This is a genomic window from Micromonospora endolithica (assembly GCF_003626595.1).
In the GTDB taxonomy this organism is placed as follows: domain Bacteria; phylum Actinomycetota; class Actinomycetes; order Mycobacteriales; family Micromonosporaceae; genus Micromonospora; species Micromonospora endolithica.
Genome location: NZ_RBAK01000001.1, coordinates 638,522 through 662,779 on the forward strand (window position 1 = coordinate 638,522; position 24,258 = coordinate 662,779).

The 24,258-nt window shown below is 72.7% G+C and carries 19 protein-coding genes; 8 read left to right on the forward strand and 11 right to left on the reverse strand.

Translation table 11 applies throughout. The features are described from left to right. Positions 1-232: 232 nt before the first annotated feature. On the forward strand, positions 233-1,654 hold the full coding sequence (locus tag D7223_RS02825; RefSeq protein WP_238161511.1) for a pyridoxal phosphate-dependent decarboxylase family protein: 1,422 nt from the start codon (positions 233-235) through the stop codon (positions 1,652-1,654). Between the two features lie 8 nt (positions 1,655-1,662). Here the strand turns inward: D7223_RS02825 and D7223_RS02830 are convergent, their stop codons facing one another. The 5 genes from D7223_RS02830 to D7223_RS02850 all read right to left on the reverse strand — a co-directional run bounded on the left by D7223_RS02830 (position 1,663) and on the right by D7223_RS02850 (position 6,273). Beyond that, positions 1,663-2,640: a sulfite exporter TauE/SafE family protein gene (locus D7223_RS02830; protein WP_238161513.1), complete on the reverse strand. Its 978-nt coding sequence runs from the start codon at positions 2,638-2,640 to the stop codon at positions 1,663-1,665. Positions 2,641-2,797: 157 nt separating this feature from the next. Next, on the reverse strand, positions 2,798-3,268 hold the full coding sequence (locus D7223_RS02835) for an RrF2 family transcriptional regulator (protein WP_120724446.1): 471 nt from the start codon (positions 3,266-3,268) through the stop codon (positions 2,798-2,800). A 79-nt stretch (positions 3,269-3,347) separates the two neighbouring features. Continuing rightward, entirely contained in the window at positions 3,348-4,232 is an 885-nt protein-coding gene (locus D7223_RS02840; protein ID WP_120724449.1) for an acyl-CoA thioesterase, read from the reverse strand. Then, complete coding sequence (gene pyk / locus D7223_RS02845; protein WP_120724451.1) at positions 4,229-5,677, reverse strand: pyruvate kinase; 1,449 nt, start codon at positions 5,675-5,677, stop codon at positions 4,229-4,231. Before pyk ends, D7223_RS02840 begins: the two co-directional genes overlap by 4 nt. Before the next feature lie 230 nt (positions 5,678-5,907). Next, on the reverse strand, positions 5,908-6,273 hold the full coding sequence (locus D7223_RS02850; protein WP_120725678.1) for a YciI family protein: 366 nt from the start codon (positions 6,271-6,273) through the stop codon (positions 5,908-5,910). 268 nt (positions 6,274-6,541) lie between these two features. Between D7223_RS02850 and D7223_RS02855 the strand changes: the two genes are divergently transcribed. Then, positions 6,542-9,055 carry a SpoIIE family protein phosphatase gene (locus D7223_RS02855; protein WP_158610811.1) on the forward strand — a complete coding sequence of 838 codons (2,514 nt, stop codon included), beginning with the start codon at positions 6,542-6,544 and terminating at the stop codon, positions 9,053-9,055. Positions 9,056-9,111: 56 nt separating this feature from the next. Here D7223_RS02855 and D7223_RS02860 read toward each other — a convergent pair whose 3' ends face one another. After that, a complete protein-coding gene (locus D7223_RS02860) occupies positions 9,112-10,203 on the reverse strand; it encodes a right-handed parallel beta-helix repeat-containing protein (protein ID WP_120724455.1) in 1,092 nt (363 codons plus the stop codon). 263 nt (positions 10,204-10,466) lie between these two features. Here D7223_RS02860 and D7223_RS02865 point away from each other — a divergent pair, with 263 nt between their 5' ends. After that, the gene (locus D7223_RS02865) at positions 10,467-11,339 is read left to right on the forward strand and encodes an aldo/keto reductase (RefSeq protein ID WP_120724457.1); all 873 of its coding nucleotides are present in this window, start codon (positions 10,467-10,469) and stop codon (positions 11,337-11,339) included. 70 nt (positions 11,340-11,409) lie between these two features. Here the strand turns inward: D7223_RS02865 and D7223_RS02870 are convergent, their stop codons facing one another. Both D7223_RS02870 and D7223_RS02875 read right to left on the reverse strand, forming a co-directional pair. Further along, positions 11,410-12,321, reverse strand: coding sequence for an esterase/lipase family protein (locus D7223_RS02870; RefSeq protein WP_120724459.1), 912 nt, complete (start codon positions 12,319-12,321; stop codon positions 11,410-11,412). Positions 12,322-12,547: 226 nt separating this feature from the next. Beyond that, on the reverse strand, positions 12,548-13,330 hold the full coding sequence (locus tag D7223_RS02875) for a TerC family protein (protein ID WP_120724461.1): 783 nt from the start codon (positions 13,328-13,330) through the stop codon (positions 12,548-12,550). 149 nt (positions 13,331-13,479) lie between these two features. Here D7223_RS02875 and D7223_RS02880 point away from each other — a divergent pair, with 149 nt between their 5' ends. Next, entirely contained in the window at positions 13,480-14,823 is a 1,344-nt protein-coding gene (locus D7223_RS02880) for a pentapeptide repeat-containing protein (RefSeq protein ID WP_147252436.1), read from the forward strand. Positions 14,824-14,834: 11 nt separating this feature from the next. Here the strand turns inward: D7223_RS02880 and D7223_RS02885 are convergent, their stop codons facing one another. Continuing rightward, positions 14,835-17,585 carry a matrixin family metalloprotease gene (locus D7223_RS02885; protein WP_120724465.1) on the reverse strand — a complete coding sequence of 917 codons (2,751 nt, stop codon included), beginning with the start codon at positions 17,583-17,585 and terminating at the stop codon, positions 14,835-14,837. Positions 17,586-17,867: 282 nt separating this feature from the next. Here D7223_RS02885 and D7223_RS02890 point away from each other — a divergent pair, with 282 nt between their 5' ends. From D7223_RS02890 to D7223_RS02900, 4 genes are all read left to right on the forward strand, one after another. Next, positions 17,868-19,313, forward strand: coding sequence for a glycoside hydrolase family 43 protein (locus D7223_RS02890; RefSeq protein ID WP_238161515.1), 1,446 nt, complete (start codon positions 17,868-17,870; stop codon positions 19,311-19,313). A gap of 44 nt (positions 19,314-19,357) precedes the next feature. Beyond that, positions 19,358-20,806 carry a family 43 glycosylhydrolase gene (locus tag D7223_RS02895; protein ID WP_120724467.1) on the forward strand — a complete coding sequence of 483 codons (1,449 nt, stop codon included), beginning with the start codon at positions 19,358-19,360 and terminating at the stop codon, positions 20,804-20,806. 364 nt (positions 20,807-21,170) lie between these two features. Beyond that, the gene (locus tag D7223_RS32665) at positions 21,171-21,320 is read left to right on the forward strand and encodes a hypothetical protein (protein WP_158610812.1); all 150 of its coding nucleotides are present in this window, start codon (positions 21,171-21,173) and stop codon (positions 21,318-21,320) included. A 138-nt stretch (positions 21,321-21,458) separates the two neighbouring features. Continuing rightward, positions 21,459-22,307, forward strand: a complete 849-nt coding sequence (locus D7223_RS02900) for a hypothetical protein (protein ID WP_120724469.1) — start codon at positions 21,459-21,461, stop codon at positions 22,305-22,307. Between the two features lie 92 nt (positions 22,308-22,399). On the opposite strand, the gene D7223_RS02905 is transcribed toward D7223_RS02900, so the two are convergent. Together D7223_RS02905 and D7223_RS34215 are read right to left on the reverse strand one after the other, a co-directional pair. After that, positions 22,400-23,311 (reverse strand): hypothetical protein, encoded by a 912-nt coding sequence (locus D7223_RS02905; protein ID WP_120724471.1) that lies wholly within the window; start codon positions 23,309-23,311, stop codon positions 22,400-22,402. An 80-nt stretch (positions 23,312-23,391) separates the two neighbouring features. Continuing rightward, on the reverse strand, positions 23,392-24,189 hold the full coding sequence (locus D7223_RS34215) for a DivIVA domain-containing protein (RefSeq protein WP_420330288.1): 798 nt from the start codon (positions 24,187-24,189) through the stop codon (positions 23,392-23,394). Positions 24,190-24,258: the final 69 nt, after the last annotated feature.

The following is a 24,258-nucleotide window of genomic DNA, read 5'->3' on the forward strand; positions in this document are numbered from 1 at the left end:
TGTCCTCCGCGGGAGGTGGACGCGCGGCGACCCGGCGACCGGCCTGCCCGGGCCGGCGGAGGGAAGGCGCCGCGCTGGCGGCGTTGGTGGTCCGACGCGCGTGGTCAGCGTCGGCGAAGCGGCTCCGCGCACCTCGGATGCTAAGGCAAGCGCTTTCTCGCCACAATGCGCACCGGCCGCGCGGCCCCCTCACCCCTTGCCTCCGGAACCATTTGTTGATCGACTCGTGGGCGTGGCCGAGCACATGACACCCGAGGAGTTCCGCCGCGCCGGCTATGCCGTGGTGGACTGGATCGCGGACTACTGGACGACGCTCGGGCAGCGCCCGGTGACGTCGGCGGAGCCGCCCGGCGCGCTCGCCGCCGAGCTGCCCGACGGTCCGACCGCGCACGGCGAGCCGGTCGACGCGGTCCTGGCCGACCTGGACCGGCTGGTCGCGCCCCGGCTGACCCACTGGCAGCACCCGGGCTTCTTCGGCTACTTCCCGGCGAACACCTCCGGCCCCAGCGTGCTGGGCGACCTGGTCAGTTCCGGCCTCGGCGTGCAGGGCATGCTCTGGGCCACCGGCCCGGCCTGCACCGAACTGGAGACGGCGATGCTGGACTGGCTCGCCGACCTGATGGACCTGCCGGAACGGTTCCGCTCCACCGGCGCCGGCGGCGGCGTCATCCAGGACTCCGCCTCCTCGGCGACCCTGGTGGCCACCCTCGCGGCGTTGCACCGGGCCGGCGACGGGCGCTGGCGGGCGGCCGGCGTCGACCGCCGGTACCGGGCCTACACCTCCACCCACGGGCACTCCTCGATCGAGAAGGCCGCGCGGATCGCCGGCCTGGGCGGCGACGGCGTACGTCAGGTCGAGGTGGACCCGGCCACGCAGGCGCTGCGGCCGGAGGCGCTGCGCGCCGCCATCGAGGCCGACCGCGCCGCCGGAGACGTGCCGGCGATCGTCGTGGCGACCATCGGCACCACCTCCACCACCGCCGTCGACCCGCTGCCGGAGATCGGGCGGATCTGCGCGGAGTACGGGATCTGGCTGCACGTCGACGCCGCGTACGCCGGGTCCGCCGCGGTCTGCCCCGAGTTGCGCTGGTCGCACGCCGGGCTGGAGTACGCCGACTCGTACTGCTTCGACCCGCACAAGTGGCTGCTCACCGGCTTCGACTGCGACGCGTTCTGGGTGGCCGACTCCGGCGAGCTGATCGAGGCGCTGACGGTGCTGCCGGAGTACCTGCGCAACACCGCCACCGAGTCCGGCGCGGTGATCGACTACCGGGACTGGCAGGTGCCGCTGGGCCGCCGCTTCCGCGCGCTGAAGCTCTGGTTCGTGCTGCGCTGGTACGGCGTCGAGGGGCTGCGCGCACACATCCGCTCGGGCGTGGCGCTGGCCGCGCGGTTCGCCGACCGGGTACGCGCCGACGACCGCTTCGAGCTGGCCGCGCCGCACCCGTTCTCGCTGGTCTGCTTCCGGCTACTCGGCGACGACGCGGCCAACGCGGAGCTGCTCGCCCGGGTGAACGCCACCGGCCGGGTGCACCTGACCCACACCCGGGTCGACGGCCGGTACACCCTGCGACTCGCGGTCGGCTCTCCGCACACCACCGCCGCGCACGTCGACGAGGCGTGGGACCTGCTCGCCGGCACCGCCGCCCGGTAGCGCGCGGGTCACGGCCTCCCGGCCGGAGCGCCGGCCGGCACCGCCACGGTGGAACCCGTGGCGGTCGCGTCGGCCGCGGTCGCGTCGCCGACGGTCGCGTCGAGGGCCGTCGCGGCGAGGGCGCGGGACCGGCGGGCCCGGCGCAGGGCACGGACGGCGAAGGTCAGGGCGACGATCCAACCGATGGCCAGCAGCGCGTACACGACCGGCCGGGCGGCGCCACCGACCTCGGCGGAGCGCATCAGGGTGCGGGCGTTGGTCAGCACGATGACGCCGCCGATCGCGGCGCCGAGCAGTTGGGCGGGGACGATCCGGACCAGCCAGGCGGCCACCGGGGCGGCGATCAGGCCACCGATGAGCAGGGCGGCCACCATGGGCAGCAGGAAGCCCTCCGAGCCGAGACCGATGAGGAAACCCACGCTGGCGGCACCGGCCACCACGAACTCGGCGGTGTCCACCGAGCCGATCACGCGGCGCGGCTCCATCCGGCCGCTGACCAGCAGCGCCGGGGTGGCCACCGGGCCCCATCCCCCGCCGCCGGTGGCGTCGACGAAGCCGGCGACCAGGCCGAGCGGGCCGAGGAACCGCCCGCGCAGCCGGCCGCCGCGCCGGTCGGTGCGCAGCGGGCGGGAGAAGCGCACCAGCAGGTACGCCCCGAGGGTGAACAGGATGCCGGCCATCCAGGGTGCCGCGGACTCGGTGGAGATCGAGCTGAGGAACGTGGCCCCGGCGAAGGCGCCGAGCGCCCCGGGGATCGCGATGCGTCCGACCACCCGCCAGTCGACGTTGCCGAACCGCCAGTGCGCCACCCCGGCGGCGAGCGTGGTGCCCACCTCGGCCAGGTGGACCGATGCCGACGCGGCGGCCGGGGCGACTCCGACGAGCAGGAGCAGGGTGGACGACGTCAGCCCGTACGCCATGCCGAGCGCGCCGTCGACCAGCTGGGCGGCCAGGCCGACCAGTGCGAGTACCAAGAGCTTGCGCACGGCGCCTCCCGACTTTTCGGCATCTCCTATCGACTTGGTCGACAATGCGGGATACGGACGCCCCGGGTCAAGCCCCCGTTCGGTCAGTGAGACGACACCACAAGCCCGGTCCACGTCGATCCAGCCGACGCGCGCGGCGCGGAGGCGGGGGTAGGGATCAGGTCCAGGCGCGGGGGTCGGCGGCCAGCTCGGTGATCCGGTCGGGCAGCGTGCCCGTCGCCACGTCGGCGACGGTGACCAGTTCGAGGATCTCCCGTTCGCTGGCCCGCAGCGCGATCCAGACATCCTGCAGGGCCCGGGCCGCCCCGTGGTAGCCGAGCTGCTCCGGGCGCTGCCCGCGCACGTGGGCGAGCGGCCCGTCGATCACCCGGATCACCTCGGCGAGGGAGATCTCGTCCGCCGGCCGGGCCAGCCAGTAGCCACCCTCGGGGCCACGCTGGGCGTGCACGACGCCGCCACGGCGCAGTTGCAGCAGGATGCTCTCCAGGAACTTCGGCGGGATCTCCTGCGCCCGGGCGATCTGTTCGGCGGTCACCGGGCGGCTACGACCGGGCGCGGCGCCACCGGTCACCGAGGCCAGCTCGGCGACCGCTCGGAGGGCGTAGTCGACCCGGGCGGAGAGGCGCATGCCGCACAGGTTAGCCCCCGGTGGCCCCCGGCCGGACGATCACCCCTCGGCCGATCGGGCACGGGTGACGTGCGGGCGGTCAGGCGCCGACGCGGCGCAGCAGGCCCTCCTGGACGGCGCTGGCGATCTGCCGCCCGTCCTCGGTGAACATGCGACCACTGGCCAGGCCCCGCGCGCCCGACGCGGAGGGGCTCCAGCAGTCGTAGAGGAACCACTCGTCGGCCCGGAACGACCGGTGGAACCACAGGGCGTGGTCCAGGCTCGCACCGACCACCCCACCGGGTCCCCAGACCTCGCCGTGCACCGAGAGCACCGAGTCCAGCAGGGTCAGGTCGGAGGCGTACGCCAGGGCGCAGGCGTGCAGCAGCGGATCGTCGGGCAGCTTGCCGTCGATGCGCATCCAGACCCGCTGGTGCGGGTCGGCGGGGCGGTCGCCGGGGCGGACCCAGCCCGGCTCGCCCACGTAGCGGACGTCGATCGGGCGCGGGATCTGCCCCCACATGCCCAGCCGCTCCGGGTAGCGGGCCAGCCGCTCGGACATCGTCGGCACGTCGTCCGGCCCGGGCACGTCCGGCGGTGTCGGCGAGTGGTGGTCCAGGCCCTCCTCGGGGCGCTGGAAGGACGCCGACATGAAGAAGATCGGCTTGTCGTGCTGGAGCGCCACCGCCCGGCGGACCGAGAAGGAACGGCCGTCGCGGATGTTCTCCACCTCGTAGGCGATCGGTTCGGCCGGGTCACCGGCACGCACGAAGTAGCCGTGCAGGGAGTGCACCACGCGCTCCGGGTCGACGGTGCGGCCGGCGGCGACCAGGGCCTGTCCGGCGACCTGGCCGCCGTACACCCGCTGCGGGCCGACCGGCGGGCTGATGCCCCGGAAGGACATCTCCCCGGTCGGGGTCAGGTCGAGGACCTCCAGCAGCTGGTCGACCGCGGCCTGGCCCGTCGCGACCCGGCCGCCGTTCACTGCTGGGCCCGGGCGGCGGCCGCGTCGACCAGGGATCCGAGCTGGTGTACGCGCAGCGTGTTGGTGGAGCCGGGAGTGCCGGGCGGGCTGCCGGCCACGATCACCACGTAGTCGCCGGGGTTGGCGTGGTGCAGGCCGAGCAGCGCCTCGTCGACCTGCCGGAACATGTCGTCGGTGTGCTGCACGAACGGCATCAGGAAGGTCTCCACGCCCCAGGAGAGCGCGAGCTGGCTGCGCACCTCCGGCACCGGGGTGAAGGCCAGCAGCGGCAGGTCGCAGTGCAGCCGGGACAGCCGCTTGACGGTGTCGCCGGTCTGCGAGAAGGCGACCAGCGCCTTGGCGCCGATGGCACGGGCGATCGAGGAGGCGGCGACGGTCAGCGCGCCGCCGTGGGTGCGCGGGTCGTGCTGGAGCCGGGGCACCCCGATCGAACCGGACTCGGTGGTGGTGATGATCTTGGCCATGGTGCTGACCGTGAGCACCGGGTACTTGCCGACGCTGGTCTCGCCGGAGAGCATCACCGCGTCCGCGCCGTCGAGCACGGCGTTGGCGACGTCGGAGGCCTCGGCGCGGGTCGGCCGCGAGTTCTCGATCATCGAGTCGAGCATCTGGGTGGCCACGATGACCGGCTTGGCGTTCTCCCGGCACAGCTGCACGGCCCGCTTCTGCACCAGCGGCACCTGGTCCAGCGGAAGCTCCACGCCGAGGTCGCCGCGGGCGACCATGATCCCGTCGAAGGCGAGCACGATCGCCTCCAGGTGGTCCACCGCCTCGGGCTTCTCGACCTTGGCCAGCACCGGGCGGACCACGCCCTCCTCGGCCATGATCGAGTGGACGAGCTTGATGTCCTCGGCGGAGCGGACGAACGACAGCGCGACCAGGTCGACGCCGAGGCCGAGGGCGAACCGCAGGTCCTCGGCGTCCTTGTCGGACATCGCGGGGACGCTGACCGCCACGTTCGGCAGCGACACGCCCTTGTTGTTGGAGACCGGCCCGCCCTCGGTGACCAGGGCACGGATGTCGTTGCCGGTGACGTCGGTGACCTCCACGGCGACCCGACCGTCGTCGATCAGCAGGCGGTCGCCGGGCTTCACCTCCTGCGGCAGCTTGCGGTAGGTGCAGGAGACCCGGTCCCGGGTGCCGAGGACCTCGTCGCCGGTGATCACCACCGAGTCGCCGGTACGCCACTCGTGCGGACCGTCGGCGAACCGGCCGAGGCGGATCTTCGGACCCTGGAGGTCGGCCAGGACGGCCACCGGCCGACCGGCCGCCTCGGAAGCCTCGCGGACGAGCCGGTAGACGGACTCGTGGTCGGCGTGGTCGCCGTGACTGAAGTTGAGCCTCGCCACGTTCATGCCGGCCTCGACGAGGCCCCGGATGCGCTCCGGGGACGAGGTGGCGGGGCCGAGAGTGCAGACGATCTTCGCGCGGCGTGTCACGCCCATCAGGCTAGTCTCTCCTTCGGGCCGGACTGCGGGCCGACCCCTCGCGGACTGCGAACGATTGTCCAACGACACGCGCGAGCGCGTGACCGGCGGCGACGAATCCGCACGGGAACGTTGTGTCGGCGGGCATCGGCGACCGCGCGCCGGGAATCGTACCGTCCGGTGTCACCCGCCTCCCTCGGCCCGGTGTGCACGCCGGGTGGACGGCCGGTGAAATCCGCCGGGTCGGGTCAGGTCTGCCGCTGGGCGAGCGGGAACTCCAGCGAGCCGGCCGGGCAGAGGAACGTCATCACGTCGACCCGGTAGAGGCCGGCCTGCACCGCCGGGTCGGCCTCCATCACGCTGCGCACGTCGTCCACGGAGCCGGTCCGGGCCAGGCCGAACCCGAGCGGCGGGTCCGGCTCCCGGGCCGGGCCGTCCACCGCGCCGGAGATCAGGATGATCCCCCGCCGCTGGAGGGCCTGCATGTGCGCGATGTGCTCGGCCTGGAGCCGCTGGACGGTCTCCGCCGGCAGCGCCCGTCCGGACGCGCCGGGATAGAGCACGATGCACTCGTACGTGTCGAGCGCGAAGTCGACCTGCGGCAGTCCCGACATGGACGCTCCCTCCCGGCGGTTCGCGTCGCCGGGCGTCCGACCCTCGGGTGGACGCCGACCGGGCCGGGTGCTGGCCGGTGGCGAGCGGCACGGGCACAGCGTCGCACGGCCGGGGACCCCGGCACGGCCGCTCCGGCCAAGTCCGCCCGGCCGGGCGAGGTGGGACCGGCCGCCCGGCACGGGCCGGGAGCGCGGTCGGTCACGCGAGGTGCGCGCTGGTACTTTCCCCTCTGATGGCAATCGCGCGGTGCCGAGCGGAGGGCCCGAGGTGACCGACTCTCCGTCTCCGGCCACGCCGGCGGACGACGTCTGGCCCGGGCTGCTGGCCGCCGGTGGCGAGACCGGCGCGCGGATCGCCGCCCGCGACTGGTCGGGCACCCCGCTGGGTCCGCTGTCCCGGTGGCCGCAGAGTCTGCGTACGGCGGTGACGCTCTGCCTGCACTCCCCCGCGCCGATGCTGCTGTGGTGGGGCGCGCAGCGGGTGGTGCTGCACAACGACGCGTACCGTCCGTTGCTCGACGGCGCCGACGTCCTCGGCCGCCCCGGCGCGCAGGCGTGGCCGCAGCGGTGGGACGTCCTCGGTCCGCTTCTCGACGGCGTGCTGGCCGGGCGACCGGCCACCTGGACACCGGAGCAACCGGCCGGTCCCGGTGCGCCGGTCACCCTCGCGTACGGCCCGGTGGTGGACGAGTCGGGCCGGCCGGGCGGGGTGCTCACCACGGTGGTGCCGGGCGACCGGACCGACCGCACCGGCGGGTCGAGGGTCGTGGCGCCCGGCGAGCGGGCGGTCGGGCGCGCCGCCCAGGCCGAGCTGCGGCTGTTCCAGGCGCTGGTGGAACGCTCCGGCGACTTCATCGCGGTCGCCACCCCGGACGGCCGGGCGGTCTACCTGAACCCGGCCGGCCGGGAGCTGATCGGCCTGGCCGACGGCGCCTCGGTGGCGGACCTGCGGCTGGTCGACGGGGACTCGCCGCGGGTGCGCGACGTGTGGCGCCAGGAGCTGATCCCGGCGGCGTTGCGCGACGGGCAGCACCGGGCGGAGAGCCGCCTGGTCCGGCTGGACACCGGGGCACGGTTCGACGTCGACCACCAGACGTTCACCGTGTCGACGGGGGACGGGCCGGACTCCACCGCGTTCGTCGCCACGGTGGCGCGGGACGTCAGCGACCGGAAGCGGGCGCTTCGGCAGGCGGAGGCCCTGTCCCGGCTGGCCGGTGGGCTGAGCACGGCGCGGGACCGGACGGCGATCGTCGCGGCGGTGCTGCGTACCGTCCCGGCGGTCTTCGACGGCGCGACCGTGCGGATGGCCACCGCCGCGCCCGGCGGGCCGGCCCTGCGGGTCTGCGCCGGGACCGACACGACCGACCTGGACCTGGCCGCCGACCTGCCGCTGGCGCGGGCGGTACGGGAGAACCGGGTGGTCCGCGACGGCACCGCGGTGTGCGTGCCGCTGCGGTACGGCGACGGCGCGGCGTTCGGGGCGCTGGAGGTACGCCGGACGGAACCGGTGGCCGACTCCGACCACCCGCAGAGCCTGCTGGACGCGGTCGCCGGGCTGTGCGGCCAGGCGTTGCAGCGGGCCGAGCTGGTCGACTCGACGCAGGCGATGGCCGATTTCGCCGCCCGGCTGAGCGTGACCCGTTCGACGGCCGAGGCGATCGAGGTGATCCTCACCGCGGCGCCGATCGCGGTCGGCGCGGTGCTGCCCGGGCTGGCGATGCGGGAGGAGGGGCGGCGGGTGCGGCTGTGGTACGCCGGGGTGCCGTCCAGCCTCTCGGCCACCTTCCGCGACCTGACCATCGACGATCCACGGCCGATCGCCACCGCGCTGCGCACCGGCGAGCGGATCGTGCTCACCGACCGGGCGGAGTTCGCCCGGCGGTTCCCCGGCCTGCCCGACCCGGTCGGCGCACACGGGCTGGTGACCACGGTCGCGCTGCCGCTGCTGGACGCGCGGCGTCGGCCGATCGCCGCGCTGGGCTTCGGGTGGCGTCGGGAACGACCACTGCGGGCGGGCGACCTGGCGTTGCTGGACACGGTCGCCGACCTCTGTGAGCAGACCCTGGAGCGGGTCCGGCTGGCCGCCGCAGAGCACAACCTGGTGACCCGGCTGGCCGGGCGGCTGCGTACCTCGAACCGGACCACCCCGGCCGGGCTGCGGGTGGCCACCCGGTACACCCCGGCGATGAGCGGGTTGCACCTGGGCGGCGACTGGCACGACCTGGTCGATCTCGACGGTGACGGGCTGGCCGTGGTGGTCGGCGACGTGGTGGGACACCGGGTCGAGGCGGCCGCCGACATGGCCCAACTCCGCACGATGATCAACACGCTGATCCGGCTCGGCGTGCCGCTGGGTGAGGTGTTCCCCCGGCTGACCGACCTGCTCGGGGTGGGCTTCCTGGGCACCTGCCTGGCGATGACGGTGGACCCGGTGGCCGGACGGGTGCGGGTGGCCCGGGTCGGTCACCCGCACCCGGTGCTGGTGCGCCCCGGCCAGCCGCCACGGCGGGTGGACACCGCCTCGGCCCTGCCGCTGGGTCTGGTCCGCGAGGCGGTGCCGGTCACCACCCTGCCGTTCGGGCCGGGTGACCTGCTGGTGGCCTACACCGACGGGCTCGTCGAGCGGCGCAACCGGGCGTACGACGAGGGGGTGGCCGCGCTGCACGCGGTGGTCGACGCCTACCGGGACGCGCCGGTGGAGGCGATCGCCGACGCGGTGATGGCGGAGCTGGCCGGCTCCGAGGACGACCAGGCCCTGGTGGTCATCCGGCACGTGGGCTGATCGGCAGCCGGGCGTCGGGGGGTCGGGGTCACCCGCCGACGCCCGGGCCGCCGTGGTCAGGCCGAGTTGCCCCGGACCACCACGCCGTTGTGCCGGACGCCGCCGCGGTCCAACTGCGGCGGGTTGCGGTCGTTGCCGAAGAACTGGTTCCAGGAGATCTCCAGGTCGGTCAGCACCGAGTTGCTGTTGGCGTAGACGGAGATGCCGCTGTGGTGGCTGACCTGGTTGTCGAGGATCTTCACGCCGGTGAGCGTGTTCATCTCGATGCCGTGGGCGTCGCCGTTGACGCAGACGCCGCACGACGAGTTGGTGATCACGTTCTTGTAGAGGGTCAGCCAGCTCGCCCCCGGCGCGACGACGATCTGGCCGCCGTCGCAGATCCGGCCGCCGCAGGCGTAGATGCCGGCCCGGTGGTTGCGCTCGAAGTGGTTGTTCGCCACGCCGTTGTCCCAGTACCCGCCGGAGCCGCTGACCTGGAGCCAGAGCGCGTTGACGCGGATGTTGCGGAAGGTGTTCCACTCGATGCGGACGTGCCGGTTGTGCCGCACCGGCTCGTCGTAGCCCAGGTGCAGGCCCATCTCGCCGGCGTTCTCGATGGTGGAGCCCCACCAGTTGAGGTGCCAGGTGCCGAGCACCACGGCGGCGTCCGCCCGCGTGTTGCGGATGTGCACCCGGTCGAAGGTGACGTGCTGGCTGCTGCCGTTCTCGCCGAAGACGAACACCGGCGCACCACACCCGTCGGTGCAGCGGAAGGACTCGCTGCCGTCGAACGAGCCGGACAGGTTCAGGTTCTCCACCACCACGTGGTGCGAGTGGTAGATGCTGATGATCGAGGTGCTCTGCCGCCCCTGGTAGTGGAAGCCCACCCCGCCGCCGGCGCCACTGATCCGCTTGCCGGTCACACCGCTGATCGCGTAGCCACCGGCGTGACCGTCGGGCACCTGGATCATCGCGGTGATGACGATCTGGTCGTGGGCGTTGGCGTTCAGGCCGGCCACGCACTGCCCGTAGGCGCCGAGGTCACCGGCGTAGCAGACGCGGGCGTTCGCGCTGGCGGGCGCCGCGGCCAGGCCGCCGGCCACGACCGCCAGGGCGAGCGCGGAGAGTACGCCCAGCGCGCGCCGCGCCAGGGTCGTCCGTGCAGACATGTGCCACCTCCGTCGACACGGGCTCCGGCGCCGATGCCGGAGTCGCATAGACGCTTTACAATATTGCGCTTCCTGACAACCGGACAGGGGTGTCGCCACCGATCCGACACCCGCCGGATGTGGCCCGCCCACACGTCCGCACGACGTGTCGGCGCGCACATCTCCCCCGGGAAGTGGTCACCGCCGCGATCACCGGGAAAGGGACACCCATGGTGGCTAGATTGGCCCCTGAGGACGATCGACAGGAATGGGGACACCAGGCGATGGCAGTTGACGCCGGCAAGCAGCCCGCGAAGGCCTCCGGCACGTACCGGATCGGCGGCGACCTCCAGGTCGACCGGCTCGGCTACGGGGCCATGCAGATCACCGGCTCCGGGGTGTGGGGTGACCCCAAGGACCCGGCCGAGGCGGTCCGGGTGCTGCGCCGGGCGGTCGAGCTGGGGGTGACCTTCATCGACACCGCCGACTCGTACGGGCCGTTCGTCAGCGAGCTGCTGATCCGGGAGGCCCTGCACCCGTACGCCGACGACCTGGTCATCGCCACCAAGGCCGGGCTGACCCGCTCCGGTCCGGGCGACTGGCGGCCGGTGGGCCGCCCCGAATACCTGCGCCAGCAGTGTGAGCTGAGCCTTCGCCACCTCGGCCTGGAGACCATCGGGCTGTACCAGCTGCACCGGATCGACCCGAAGGTGCCGCTGGAGGACCAGCTCGGCGAGTTGGCGTTGCTGAAGCAGGAGGGCAAGATCCGGCACATCGGCCTGTCCGAGGTGACCGTGGAGCAGATCGAGGCGGCCCGGAAGATCACCCCGATCGTCTCCGTGCAGAACCTCTACAACCTGGCCGACCGCGGCGCCGAGGACGTCGTCGCGCACTGCGAGCGCAACGACCTCGCGTTCATCCCGTGGTTCCCGATCGCCACCGGCAACCTGGCCCGGCCGGGCGGTCCGCTGGACGCGATCAGCACCGAGCACGGCGCGACGCCCGCGCAGCTCGCCCTGGCGTGGCTGTTGCGCCGGTCGCCGGTGATGCTGCCGATCCCGGGTACGTCGTCGGTCGCGCACCTGGAGGAGAACGTCGCCGCCGCCGAGGTCGAGCTGACCGACTCGGAGTACGAGACGCTGTCCCAGACGACCTGATCGTCGTTCCGACACGGGTGGCCGGCACCACGAGGGTGCCGGCCACCGGTGGGTGTGGTGGCGGGTCCGGTCAGATGGCGAAGCAGTTCGGCCGGATGGCGGCGTCGGCGAGCGCCTGCCGGATCACGCTGTAGGTGGTGCCGTCGAGCACCAGCCCCAGGTGACCGACGATCCGCAGCGGGCACGCCGACTGGATCAGCACGTTGGTGGCCCCGTCGGCCAGCGACGCGTTGCCCACCGGCCGGACCAGCTCGTCCTGGAGGGTGCGCACGGCGGTGTACCGCACCGAACCCGGGGTGTCGTCGCCGGAGTTGAGATCGGCCAGGAAGGCCGAGCCGATCGTCATCTGCTGGCAGGCGACGATGCCCGCGCAGCTGCCCAGGCCGAGGAACGTGACGATGTTGGCCACGTAGGTGCCGTACTGCGGGGAGCCGAGACTGACGTACCGGCCGACGGCGCCGGTGCCGCCGAGCCGCTTGAGGTAGTACCGGGACACCAGGCCGCCCTCGGAGTGCGCGACCACGTCCACCGTCGAGCCGCCGGCGGCGGCGCGCACCTGGCCGACGTACGTGGCGAACGCGCGGGCGGAGGTCGGGATGTCGCCGAGGCCGAGGTTGGGCAGCTGGTAGATCCACACCCGGTAGCCGTCGGCGCGCAGCCGGGCGGCCAGCGGCTCGTAGACGGTGGCGATGCCGCTGAGCCCGCCGACCACGATGACCGGACGTCCGGCGGCGGCCTGCACGGTGCCGGCCTGCGCCGCGTCGGCCGGGCTGGCGCCGGACCGTGTGACGGCGGCCTGGGTGGCGGCGTTCTGCCTGGTCGCGGCGGCCAGCGCGGTGGCCGCCCGCTCGGTGGCGGTCCGCACGGCGGCGGCCGGGGGTTCGGCGGGTGCGGGTGCCGCGACGGCGGCCGAGGGGACGAGCAGGGTGGCGAGGGCCGCGAGGGTGGCGGCGAGGACGGGACCGATCTTTCGGAGCAGCATGGCTGCACCTCCCATGGAGGAACCCGGGGTTTCCGGGCGGGGCGGGGGTGTGGCCGATCGATCGTGGGAATGATGATGCCCGTCACAATCTGGAAACGTCAATGTAAAGTTACGCGTGAGTAACGCCAGGTTCCGCCGAGCGGTCCGGGCGTCGTGGACCGCCCCTCGCACGACGAACGCCGCGCGCGCCCGGTGGCGGGCACGCGCGGCGTCGGTGGTCGCCGGATCAGTCGGCGGGCTTCGCCGGCTCCGGCTCGGCCTGGCCGTTCTTGACGTACGTCGGGTGCAGGTGCACCGGCTTCGCCTCGGCGCGCTTGCGGCGGGCCCGCAGGTTGAGGAACTCCACGAAGACCGAGAAGGCGATCGGGCCGTACACGTAGCCCTTCGGGATGTGCTGGTCGAGGCCCTCGGCGATCAGGCTGGCTCCGATGAGCAGCAGGAACGACAGCGCCAGCATCTTGACCGTCGGGTGCTGGTTGACGAACGCGCTGATCGCACCGGCCGAGAGCAGCATGATGACCATCGCGACCACGACCGCCGCCACCATGATGAACAGCTGGTCGACCATGCCCACCGCGGTGATGACCGAGTCCAGCGAGAAGACGATGTCGAGGACGAGGATCTGGGCGATCACCGATCCGAACGAGGAGACCTTGCCCGACTTGGCGTGCTCCTCCCCCTCCAGGTGCTCGTGGATCTCATAGGTCGCCTTGCCGAGCAGGAACAGACCACCCAACAGCAGGATCAGGTCCCGTCCGGAGATTTCCTGACCGAGGACCGTGAACAGCGGCGCGGTCAACCCGATCACCCAGGACAGCGACGCCAGCAGGATCAGGCGGGTCACCAGGGCGAGCGAGAGCCCGATGGTGCGGGCCCGGGCCTGCTGGTGCTCGGGCAGACGCCCGGCCAGGATCGAGATGAACACGATGTTGTCGATGCCCAGCACGACTTCCAGCAGGAGCAGGGTCGCGAACGCGATCCACAACTCGGGACTGGCCAGAAACTCCATCTCACCCCTCGACTCTCGCGAAACCGCCGCCGGGTCGGCACCCGGAGCGTCGGCGGTCGACTCATGGGGGCACATCCTGCCCGGTCCCGCACCGTAGCTAACGTCGGCGGGGTGACTCTGCCGTGCCGGTGGGTGGCATGCTGTGGTCCGTGACCGCACCCCGGGACGAACCGCTCCGGGTGATGCCGTGGTGGCTGGTCCTGATCGGGCTGCTGCTGGCCGGCGCACTCGGCTGGTGGGTACTGGACTGGCTGCTCGGTGAGGCCGACCGGGCCGCCCAGCCGGACACCCGGGCTACCCTGCGCATCGACGCCATCCGCACCGGGCTGACCGTGGTCGCCGGCACCGGCGGCGGGCTGGCGCTGCTGCTCGCCGCCCGCCGGCAGTGGATCAGCGAACGGGCCCAGCGCCACCAGGAGGCCGTCGCCGCCCACGACCAGGCCCACCGGGAACGCGTCCAGGCGCACACCGAGGCGGTCGCCGAGGCCGGCCAGCGGCACCAGGAACGGCAGGCCACCGCCGCCGAGCACGACGCCGCCGAGCGCCGGCTGACCGAGCTGTACACCCGGGCCGTGGAGCTGCTCGGCAATGACAACGCCGCGGTGCGCCTGGGCGGCCTGCACGCCCTGGAGCGGCTGGGGCAGGACAACCCGGCGCAGCGTACGACGATCGGGGCGGTGCTCTGCGCGTACCTGCGGATGACGCCGCCGGAGGACGACGCGCGCGAGTCGGAGGTGCGCCGCACCGCGCAGCGGGTGCTGACCCGGCACCTGCGCGCGGACGGCGACCAGTGGTGGCCCGAGGTGACCCTGGACCTGACCGGGGCCCGGCTGGACGGCTTCGACGCCGGCGGCTGCACCCTGGTCGACGCCGACCTGACCGGCGCGGTCTGCACCGGTGTCACCCGCCTGACCGGCGCGACCGTACGCGGGACGCTGTCGCTGCGGGCGACCTTCGACGAGCTGCTCCTGGACGGCCTGGCCGGCGACGGCGAGGTCGTGCTCGACGGCGCCCGGACCGCCCACACCAGCCTCGACGGCGCGGACCTGGGCGGCGCGGTGTCCTGCCGCGGCGCCACCTTCGGCCGGCTGACCGGTCGGGGCGCGACGTTCCACCAGTCGGTCGCCTTCGACGCGGCCCGGGTCGAGGACAGTGCCACCTTCCGCGCGGCGACCTTCCTCGGCGGGCTGTCGATGGAGCACGTGGTGTTCGCGGGGTACGCCGGCTTCCGGCAGGCCCGCTTCGTCGACCTGGCGCTGTTCCGCTTCACCGAGTTCGGCGACATGGCGAAGTTCGAGCAGGCCCGGTTCGAGGGCGCGGCGAGCTTCGGGCGGGCCCGGTTCGGCGGACCGGTGCGGTTCGAGGGTGCGACGTTCCGCCGTACGCCGCTGGTCGACCAGGCCCGGGCCACGACATCGGCGCCGCACACCTGGCCCGACGGGGTGCGTCCGGCGCGGCTCGACGACGACTGGCTGCTGCTGACCGACCCGTGACGGTCGTGGCCTCACACCACGTCGGACACCCGGGTCAGGTTGGTCCGGTGCCATTCTCCGTCGCCCAGGGGACGGGACAGCAGCTGGATGTTGCCGTTCGCCGCCGTGTAGGCGATGTGCCGCTGGCCGTCGCTCAGCCACACCGACAGCAGGGTGCGACCCACCGGCGGCATGCCGTCGACCTGCACCTGGCGGACCTGCCAGGTGTCGCCGTCACCGTGCAGCTCCCACAGCCCGCCGGTGAAGTCGGCGAAGGCGACCAGCCAGGTGTCCCCGGCCGGGTCGTCGGGCAGTCGCTGCACGGCGGTCGCGCTGCACTCGGGCAGGCCGAGTTCCCCGGTCAGCGATCGGGTGTGCCAGGCGCCGTCGTCGCCGACGAAGTACATCCGGATGTCCTGCCGGTGGTCGATGCCGAACACCCGGTGCCGTTCCCCGGCCCGGTGCTCGCCCCACAACGGCATCATGGTCAGCGGCAGCGGGTTCTCCGCCTGGGTGGCCTCGGTGAGCGAGACCTGCCCCCAGCCGTCCGGGCCCTCCCACAGCATCCGCAGGTGCTCCCCGGCGTCCCGGTACACGATCACGTCGAGGCCGGTGACCCCGTCGACGTACGCGAACGGGCTGCCGTCGGGGGCGGCGGCGCCCGGCACCGACACGTCCTCCCAGACCCAGCCCTGGCCGGGCGCCTGGGACAGCCGCACCACCCGGCCGTCCGGGGTGCCGTGGACGACCCGCTGGATCTCGCCGTTGCGGTACGCGTGCGGGCTGTACCGGACGGCGGGCGCGCCACCGCTCTCGGTGGCCAGGTCGGCCCACCACCACTGGCCCTGGTCGTGCCAGATCTGGTGCGCCCGGTCGCCGGCGCCCGCGTAGACGTACGACGGGATGCCGTCGTGGGCGAAGAACGCCGACGCGGCGGTACCCCGGCTCATCCGCGGCGCTCCCACGTCGGCGGTGAGTCTGCGCCACGTCCAGCCGTCGTCCTGTGGCTGGTGCACCACGAGGTGTCGCTCGCAGTCGGAGTAGGCCACGTGGTTGACGCCCGGAAGCACCTCCAGGCCGACGCCGTCGGTGAACGGCAGCCGCCCGTACATGGCGAAGAAGCCGTTGCGGTCGTCGGACTTGGGCACCCGGTACCAGCTCGCGTTGCGGTGCATGACATTGCCGCTCTTGCCGTGGTCGAGGCCGAACGCGTGGCCGATCTCGTGGGTGGCGACGTGCCGGAAGTCGGGGCCGTGGCGATCGACCTCGAAGTACCCGGGCGCGTCCCAGTCGATCTTCCGGTTGAAGATGATCGGGAGTTGGCCACCCTCCTTCGGCCAGCCGGGCGCGGCGCCCCACTTGGCCACCGCGTAGACCGTCCGGAACCAGCCGGTGTCGTGGAAGACCGGGTCGTCGCCGACGGAGAAGACGATGTCCGCCGCGGCCGGGTCGGCGACCGGGGTGAACTCGAACGGTCCGTGGAAGTTCTCGCCGAGCACCGCCCGCCACTCGTCGAACGACACCTTGATCAGTTCGTGCTTCAACCCGTCGGTGAAGTCGTCCCGCGCGAACGGCATGTCCATCGCGCCGAGGTGGTACGTCAGGTTGGTGTGCTTGAAGTGCTTGCCCACCAGGACGAACTCCGCCGTGGTCGACCGGTCCGGATTGCCGCAGCCGGGCGCGGTCAGGTGCGCGGCGGTGACGGCGTCGGGCCGCCCGGTCACCGGCAACCCGTGGAACGTCTGGTAGGCCCGCAGCGCCGTACCCAGCCCGGCCGAGGTGTCGAAGCCCGCCTCGGTGAGCAGCGTGGCGACCGCATCCAGGGGCAGGTTGGCGACGTGCGGGCGGATCAGCGAGACCGTCCCGTCCTTGACGTCACCCACGTACGCCGTGCCGTCGGCGGTGACGGCCACCGCGTACGGGGCGTGACCGATGGCGAGGGGCTCCAGGGTCTTCGGCGCGTACGGATTGGTCGTGTCCAGGAACTGGACACCCTTGTCGGTCGCCAGCCAGGCCCGGGACAGTCCGGGGACGGCCGCCAGGTCGCGGACGCCGGCCGCGCTGGGCACCGCGCCGAGTCGCTGGCCGGTGGCCGGGTCGTGCACGCCCGCGAGCGGGTGCACCGTGCCGCCGCCGAGCGCGCCGACGTAGACCATGCCGTCGTGGGCGACGGCCAGCGAACCCGGTTGCAGGTGCGCCGGCTCGATCGGCGCCACGGTCAGCGTCCCGTCCGGGCGGAGCACGGCCAGCGCGTCGTCGGCCGGCACCAGGCCCTTGACGTACAGCGTCGCGTACACGGTGCCGTCGGGCGCCACCGCGAGGCGGATCGGCGACGACGGCAGCGGCACGAAGCGCCGCTTCGTCGGGTCCGCCAGGTCGATCACGTGCAGCCGCTTGTGTGCCCAGTCGGCCGTGTACAGCAGGTCGGCCACCGGGTCCACGGCGATCGCGATCAGCCCGAAGCCGATCGGGATGTCGGTCACCGTCCCGGTGCCCAGGTCGCAGCGGGAGACGCTGTAGCTCTGCACGCCACGATTCATCACGTACGCCTGGTTGCGGCCGGGGTGCCAGGCGACCGCGCGCGGCTCGTGACCGACCGGCAGCGACGGCCGGACCGGGGCGAGGGTACGCGGGTCGAGCAGATGGAGCCGACCCGCGCCGGAGGCCGGATAGTGGGCGACGAGCAGCGCCGTGCCGGTGTCCGTGATGGCGTGCACCGAACCGGGATCCTCGGCCGTGCCCAGGCCGACCTGGAGCTGTGGTGCTGGCGTGGGCGCCGTCATGACCGTCTCCCTTCGCTCCGCGCGGAGTCCCTTCGTGACAGACGGTAGGACAGCATCGGTGACCTGCGAATTCTTCGTCGTTGATCCGGCAGTGCGGGTCCGGGGTCGGGTGACATCCTCTTGACATGCATCGATGTGAGCGCTAACACTACTTGCGGGTCCAAGTAACACCGCCGCAACGCCGTGGTAACGCGTGCGGTGCCCGGTCCCCCCGCGCCGGCTCCCCACCCGCGGCGCACCGACTGCCTCGCCCGCTGACCGTTCCCAGTCCAGGAGGACGTCGTGACCCTCACCTTGCGGCGGCTGGCGCTGACCAGCCTGATCAGCGTGTTGCTGCTGGCCGTGATGGCGGTCCCCGGTCGGCCGGCGGCCGCGGCCGATCCGTACACCGGCTATCTGATGGCCCACTTCACCGGCGAGTCCGCCACCGGCCAGCAGATCCACCTCGCCCACAGCACCGACGGCCTGCGCTGGACGGATCTGCACAACGGTGCTCCCGTGCTGCGCACCACCGTCGGCACCGGCGGCGTACGGGATCCCGCCGTGGTCCGGTCCCCGGCCGGCGACCGCTACTGGATCGTGGCCACCGATCTGTGCATCGGGTGCGGCCAGAACTGGGACGCAGCCATCAACAACGGTAGTCGCAGCCTCGTCGTCTGGGAGTCCACCGACCTGGTCAACTGGTCGGCGCCGTGGCTGCTCGACGTCGCCGGTGGCATCCCCGGCGGACGCAACGCCTGGGCGCCGGAGGTCGTCTGGAACCCGGCGACCAACGACTACGTCCTCTACTGGGCCACGAACGTGCCGCAGAACGGTGTGACCAAGCACCGCATCTACGCCGCACGGACCACCAACTTCCGCAGCATCACCACGCCGCAGCCCTACATCGTGCGTCCCGGCACCCAGGAGATCATCGACACCCAGATCGTCGAACTGCCGCCCGGGGTCGGCAACTACCGATACGTCCGGGCCTCCCGCGACGGCCAGATCACCATCGAGGGCAGCAACACGATCCTCGGGACCTGGACGCCGCTGGGCAACCTGTCCGGGATCGGGCTGACCGGCGCGCAGGTCGAAGGTCCGATGTGGATGAGGTTCAACGACCGCCCCGAGTGGACGCTGTATCTCGACCAGTACGCGTCCGGACGTGGCTACCTGCCGGTGCTGACCAGCAACCCGTCGGACACCGCGACCTACCGGGTGCCGGCCGCCGGTTCGTACCAGCTGGGCGCCACCCGCAAGCGCCACGGCGCGATCCTCAACCTGACCGCCGCCGAGCAGTCCCGCGTGCTGGCCCGGTGGGGCAACAGCACACCGGTCAGCCGGCTCCAGTCGTACAACTTCGCCGACCGGTACGTGCGGCACGCCGACTACGACGCCCGGATCGACGCGAACGTCAGCCCGCTCGCGGACTCGCAGTGGCGCATCGTGCCCGGCCTGGCCGGTGACAGCGGGGGCAACGTGTCACTGGAGTCGGTGAACTACCCCGGCCACTTCCTGCGCCACTACAACTACGACTTCGTGCTGGCGGAGAACGACAACAGCGCCACCTTCCGGGCCGACGCGACATTCACCCGGGTGCCCGGTCTGGCCGACGCCTCGGCGGTGTCGTTCCGGTCCTACAACTTCCCCGACCGCTACCTGCGCCACTACGACTACCTGCTGCGGCTCGACCCGATCACCTCCGCCACCGGCCGCGCCGACGCCACCTTCCGGATCACCGGCTGAACCGCGCCCGTACCGATGTTGACGATCACATTGGAGCGCTACTCATGGTGTTTTCCGCCCGCATACGGAGATCCGTCGTCCTGCTGGGGCTCGTCGCCGCGCTCGTCGCCGCGCCGGCGATCTCCCGGCCGGCGGCGGCCCAACTCATCACCGTCAACAACCCGGTCATCTCGCAACGCGCCGACACCGCCATCTACAAGCACACCGACGGCTACTACTACATGACGGCCTCCGTGCCGGACTACAAGCGGGTCGAGGTGCGCCGGTCGACCACCCTGCAGGGACTCGGCTCCGCCGCGACGAGCAACGCGTTCGTCGCACCGTCGAGCGGCCCGCTGTCCGGATGGATCTGGGCACCGGACATCCGCTTCCACGACGGCGCCTGGTACATGTACTTCTCGGCGTCACCCGGCGAGGCGGTGTTCAACCAGCGGTTGTACTGGATCCGCAACACCTGCGCGAACCCGATGACCTGCTCGTGGAGCGCCCCGCAGCGCTTCGACACCGGGTGGGACTCCTTCCAGCTGGACCCGGCCTCCTTCGTCAACCGCGGAGTCCGCTACTTCGTGTGGGCTCAGGACAGCCCGTCGACGAACTACAACAGCCACCTGTACATCGCCCGGATGAACGGACCGACCGGCATCACCGGACCCACGGTGGAGATCGCCCGCCCGACGCACGGCTGGGAGATGGAGGGCGTGGCCGGCGTGGTGGAGGGACCGTCGCCGTTGGTGAAGAACGGTCGGGTGTACATCGCCTACTCGGCGTCCGCGACGGACTCCCGGTACAAGTTGGGGCTGCTCTCCTCCTGGGACGACGCCGACCTGCTGAACACCGCCTCCTGGTACAAGCACCCCGCCCCGGTCTTCCAGACCGCCAACGGCGTCTACGGACCCGGCCACGGCAGCTTCACCGTGGCGGAGGACGGTCAGACGGACCTGCTCGTCTACCATGCCCGCGACTACGCCACCCCCCGCCCGGACGCGTTGACCGACCCCAACCGGCACACCCGCATCCAGCAGCTCTACTGGCGGGAGAACGGTGACCCCTTCTTCGGCCAGCCGATCGCGAACACCGTCACGAACCCGGGGATCCGCGGCCGGCACAGCAACCGGTGCGTCGACAACTACGAGTTCAACCCCACTCCCGGTGCCCTCGTACGGCTCTGGGACTGCAACGGCAACGCGGCGCAGCAGTGGGAGTTCACCTACCGGGCCGGCAGCTACTACGAGATCCGCAACCGCAACACCGGAACCTGCCTGGACGACCTCAACGCCAACACCGCCCCCAACGCGGACGTCGGCCTGTACCCGTGCAACGGCTCGACCGCCCAGCGCTGGACCATCCAGGACCGGGGCAACGGCTGGTTCTCGCTGCGCAACGTGGCCGGCGACATGTGTCTGGACAACTACAACTGGGACCCGGCCAACGGTGCCCGCCTCTCGCTCTACCCGTGCAACGGCCTGGCCGCGCAACTCTGGCGCCGGGGCTAGTTCGCCCCGCGGACCGACCCGTGACGGTCGTACGACGTCGATCGGCGACTCACTGTCAACCCCCGCAGACACTGTCAGGTGTCACTGTCTTCCGCAGACTTGACCCGGCAGATCACCAGGCCACCTTCCCTGGCACGCCCCTTGCGGAGGGAGAACCCCTTTCTTGCACTTCTCACCACGCCGGCTGCGCGCAGCCCGCGCACCGGTCGCGAGCGCCGTCGCCGGCCTGCTGGCCGTGCTCCTGCTTCTGACGGTCGCCGCCTGGGGGCGCCGCGGGCCGAGGCGGTCACGGAGCCCGGCGCCGACGGCTCGACGATCTGCACCCGCCAGCTCGACTACCGCGGACTCCAGATCGAGTGGACCTTTGATTCCGGTCGACGCCAAGCACGTGTTCCAGCCGGCTCCCGCGCTGGGCACGGGCAAGATCCAGAAGACCATCCTGGGTGGCTGCCCGCACCCCAACGAGGCCGGACACACCGACCTGGCGAAGGAGTCGCGGAAGGCGCTGGGCTGAACGCGACGGCGGGGCCCTGGTTTACGGAGGGCCCCCGCCCTGCGGTCCGCCGGACGTGGCTTCCGGGATGCGGACCAGCCCGAACGTCTCCTGGTACGGCAGCCCGACGTGCTTGCGGTCGATGTCTACCCTGGCCCGGTGACCTTCCTGACGGTCGTCCTGGCAGTCGCCGGGTTCTTCGGATTCGCGATGCTGGTGCTGGCGCCGGTGCTGCTCGCCCTGGCCGTGTCGGACGGCCGCCAGCGCCGATGGGTCCGCCGGCACGCCGTGTCGCCCTGTGCCGCGCTACGCCCCGGCACCGGCCTGCCCCGCCGGTTCGCCGTATACGGCGAGACCGTGCCGGGCCCCGACGGACCGGTCGTCGCGCCGCTGTCCGGCGTCGAGGCGGTGTGGTTCCAGACGATCGTGTACTCCGACGACAGCGTCGGCGACCCGGGCCTCACCCGGACGGTCATCCTGCATGAACAGTCGGCCGGCGACCCCTTCGGGGTGGCCGACGGCACCGGCACGGTCGCCGTGACGGCGGACATCCTCCAGGCGTCCCGCGCCGACCCGCGCCCGTCGGTGTGGGCGCGCACCCGACTACCGGTGGCGGACGCCGGTCCCACGCCGGTACGGACCGTCGTCAACGAGGAGACCACGAGCCACCGCCGCAACGGCCGGTGGCTCCAGCAGCTCATCGATCGGGGAGCCGTCCGGCCGGACGCGGCGAGGCGCGTGGACCGGGTGCGGGTCGTCGAGCAGGTCGTGCCGCCCGGCGTCCCGCTGCACGTGATCGGTCAGCCCGTAATCCTCGACGGCGGGATCGCCGCGCTCACGCTGCCCCGAACCGGCCGCTACCTCGTGCTGAGCCGGGAGCCGTCGGCGACCGAGCGGGAACTCGCCGGCGGTCGCACCTACGGCACGGGGTGCGCGATCTGGGCCGCGGTGGCCGGCGCGGCCTGTTTCGCCGTGGTCTGGGGTATCAGCTTCGCGCTGGCCAGGTGACGGCAGCGGGGCACCGGAAGCCGGCAGGGACCGGTCGCCGCACCAGGGCATGGGGCCGTTCGGCGGTGCCGCAGCCGCGCCGTGACCTCAGGCTAGGACCCGACAACCTCGTCGGCGCGCTTGCGCAGCCGCTTCGCCAGGCTCGTCCCGGCCAGGTTGTAGCCCAGCGTGAACATGTCCGCCTGCCCGGACTGCGCCCGCACCTGGTCGGCCTGACCGCGCAGCTCAGCGGCGAACCGCTGCCGCCAGTGCAACTCGGCCGGCGTGATCCCGACCGCCGCCAACACCTCGGCCCGGCCGCGGCGCAGCTCGTGAGTCTCGGCTTCGAGCGCGGTCAGGCGCTCGTAGGCGTCGTCGAGGCCGTCGAGTTCCGGCCGGAGCGCGTCCAGCGCCGCCGCCGCGATCGGCCCTGATCCGGTACGCAGCCCGCTGTACGACCACCAACGCAGCAGCTCGCCCTCGATCAACCGCAACCAGTACGACTGCCGGTCCGGGGGCAGCTGGGACAGTGCTGCTCCCAGACCCTGGCGGGCCAGGGTCTGCGGCGGCTCCTCCTCCTCCTCGGGCGGGACTGCGGTGGCACCCGTGCCTGGTCCCGGTCGATGCGGCCCCGGATCGGTGGCCGCGAGGTGGGCCGCACGGCTCTCCAGGTTGCCGAGGAAGGCGTTACGGCCGGCGCGGAAACCCATGGCGTACATCTGCGGGGCGGTGTCCGGTCCTGCCCGCAGCTCGGCAGCCTCAAGGGCCAGCGCCCGGGCCACGGTGGTCCCGGGCGGTGGGAGCGCGACCGCGGCGAGGTCGCCGCCAGGTTGCCCGAGGCGGTCCCGTTCCTCCTCCAGCCGCGCGATCTCCCGGCGGGCGTCATCGAGCGCGAGGAGAGCTGGCATCAGGTCCAGGATTTCGCGCGCCATCGCCCGTGGCGTGTCCGGGTGCGCGGTCGGCATCAGACGCGCCAGCACGTCGGCGACCACGCCCTTGCGCACATCGGTCTGATCGAAGCCCACGACTGCAGTCTTCCACAATCGACACTCACACCGGTTCACGAGCAGTACGGATGCGGGAGCTGCGTCCGGGCCCGCCCGCGTCAGGCGCGCGCCGCGAGGGCGGCCGCGAGCCGGTCGAGGAACGCGCGGATGCTCTCCTCGGTGTGCGGCACCCGCATCTCGTCGTTGAGTGGCCCCTCGTACCGCAACGCCTGGGTGAGCGCATCCCGGACCTCGGCCGGCCGACCCGGGTAGAGCCCGCGCACGACGTGGTCGGCGACCCGGGTGACGGTCCCGTCGTCCAGCACCCGGTCGAACTGGATGCCGTAGAGGATGCCGTTGACACGGCCCTTCCACCGGTACGTGCCCATGCCTCGCTGGCCCTCCAGAAGTACGGCGTCCGAACCCGGATCGTCCTCCGCTGCCGGCGTCCGGGCGGACGGTGCCGGTGCCGGATCACGGCCGGTGCCGGTGATCCCGGCCGCCTGTTCGTGCGCCCGGTCGAGGATCGCCTCGGCCTCCCGCCGGGCGGCGCTCACCATCTCCTCGGCTTCGCGTCGCGCCTCGTCACGGTGGTCGTTGGCCTGTTCCTCGGCGAGCCTGAGGATCTGCTCCACCCGGGTGCCCAGTCCGCTGAGTCTCGGCGCCTGCCGGTCGCGTCGCCGTCGCTGCGCGACGACCGCCGGTCCGGTGCCGCTCGCGGAGTCGCCGGCCGCCTCGTCATCCTCCAGGTCGTCCCCGACGAGATCGGATTCGGCCGAGCCGATCAGGGAGAGACCGACACCGAGCACGGCGACGACGACGCCGGACCAGACGGCGGCCGGGCCGAGCGACGGACCGACCGCGACGCCGACGCCCAGCCCGAAGAGGACGGCAGCCGTCCCAGTCCGCTTTGGCATGACTCCTCCTCGACCGCGCTGGCCGCGTTCGTCCACGCCGGACGCGATCGACAGTAGCGCCGCTTCGTC

Bases quoted from the DNA above. Each gene is read 5' to 3' on its own strand.
- D7223_RS02835 (WP_120724446.1), bottom strand. From the start codon at position 3,268: ATGCGCCTCTCCGCCCGGGTCGACTACGCCCTCCGAGCGGTCGCCGAG.
- pyk (WP_120724451.1), bottom strand. From the start codon at position 5,677: ATGGGCGTGACACGCCGCGCGAAGATCGTCTGCACTCTCGGCCCCGCC.
- D7223_RS02850 (WP_120725678.1), bottom strand. From the start codon at position 6,273: ATGTCGGGACTGCCGCAGGTCGACTTCGCGCTCGACACGTACGAGTGC.
- D7223_RS02860 (WP_120724455.1), bottom strand. From the start codon at position 10,203: ATGTCTGCACGGACGACCCTGGCGCGGCGCGCGCTGGGCGTACTCTCC.
- D7223_RS02865 (WP_120724457.1), top strand. From the start codon at position 10,467: ATGGCAGTTGACGCCGGCAAGCAGCCCGCGAAGGCCTCCGGCACGTAC.
- D7223_RS02870 (WP_120724459.1), bottom strand. From the start codon at position 12,321: ATGCTGCTCCGAAAGATCGGTCCCGTCCTCGCCGCCACCCTCGCGGCC.
- D7223_RS02875 (WP_120724461.1), bottom strand. From the start codon at position 13,330: ATGGAGTTTCTGGCCAGTCCCGAGTTGTGGATCGCGTTCGCGACCCTG.
- D7223_RS02885 (WP_120724465.1), bottom strand. From the start codon at position 17,585: ATGACGGCGCCCACGCCAGCACCACAGCTCCAGGTCGGCCTGGGCACG.
- D7223_RS02895 (WP_120724467.1), top strand. From the start codon at position 19,358: ATGGTGTTTTCCGCCCGCATACGGAGATCCGTCGTCCTGCTGGGGCTC.
- D7223_RS34215 (WP_420330288.1), bottom strand. From the start codon at position 24,189: ATGCCAAAGCGGACTGGGACGGCTGCCGTCCTCTTCGGGCTGGGCGTC.